Here is a 1,201-nt window from a genome sequence, read left to right as displayed (position 1 = left end):
TTGAATCACGTCACCCCGAGCCGCGGCTACCGATGATTGGGTTTCGAGCCTAGTGGATCGAGTCTAACGCTTGGTGCCCGCGCCTGACGGCTGCGATGATCTTGTCGGGGTCCTTGGTCCAGCGGAAGGGTTTCGGGTTTTCGTTTGCCTCGGCAAGGAAGCGATTGATTGCCGCCTGCAAAGCGACGAGGGAATGGAACACGCCTCGCTTCAGTCGGCGCTTGGTCAGTTTGGCGAAGAAGCCCTCGACGGCATTGATCCATGACGCGGACGTCGGTGTGAAATGGAAGGTGAACCGCGGATGGCGCGCCAGCCATCGCAGAACCTTGGGGTGTTTGTGTGTGGCGTAGTTGTCGAGAATGACATGCACGAGCTTGCCTGCCGGGACGTGTGCCTCGATGGCGTTGAGGAAGCGGATGAATTCCTGATGCCGGTGCTGCTGCATGCAACGCCCGATCACGCCGCCATCGAGCACGTTCAGGGCTGCGAACAGCGTGGTGGTGCCGTTCCTCTTGTAGTCATGGGACATGGTGCCGCAGCGCCCCTTCTTGAGCGGCAGCCCCGGTTGGGTGCGGTCGAGGGCCTGTATCTGGCTCTTCTCATCGACCGACAGCACCACCGCATGGGCAGGCGGATCGACGTAAAGCCCGACGATATCGCGAACCTTGGCCGCAAACTGCGGATCATTGGACAGCTTGAACTGCCGCATCCGATGCGGTTGTAGGCCATGGCGACGCCAGATGCGTTGCACTGAACTGACGCTGATCCCAACGGCCTCGGCCATGGCGGCGCTGGTCCAGTGGGTGGTTTCGCCCGGCGGGCCGGTCAGCGTCAGGGCGACCACATGGTCTGCCACCTCCACACCGAGCGGCGGGATGCGCGAAGGGCGCGTCTTGTCATGCAGTAGGCCGTCCACGCCGGCCGACATAAAGCGTGCTTGCCACCGCCAGACGCAGGTCTTGGACTTGCCAGTCAACCGCATGATCTCAGCGGTTCCCCGCCCATCGGCCGACAGCAACACGATCTGCGCTCGCCAGACGTGCTTCTGCGGGCTGTTCCGACCCGCCGCTACCGCCAAGAGACGAACTCGGTCGGCAGGATTGACGTCAATGGTGATGCCAGTGCGCATCACCCAGACTCGCACGCGCCGACCGTCAGCGGAATCCTTAAACGGACTCTTCTGTCAGGTGCGATCCACTAG

At 62.4% G+C, this 1,201-nt stretch carries 1 protein-coding gene; it reads right to left on the bottom strand.

Annotated elements, in window-relative coordinates:
- Nucleotides 1-49: 49 nt before the first annotated feature.
- The gene (locus ACOVRJ_RS16245) at nucleotides 50-1,129 is read right to left on the bottom strand and encodes an IS630 family transposase (protein ID WP_422044877.1); all 1,080 of its coding nucleotides are present in this window, start codon (nucleotides 1,127-1,129) and stop codon (nucleotides 50-52) included.
- Nucleotides 1,130-1,201: the final 72 nt, after the last annotated feature.

The sequence above is a fragment of the Roseateles sp. genome (genome assembly GCF_049240545.1).
Classification (GTDB): Bacteria; Pseudomonadota; Gammaproteobacteria; order Burkholderiales; family Burkholderiaceae_C; genus Paucibacter_A.
Note: the sequence above shows the minus strand (reverse complement) of the source record. Positions and strands in the feature narration are given on the sequence as shown.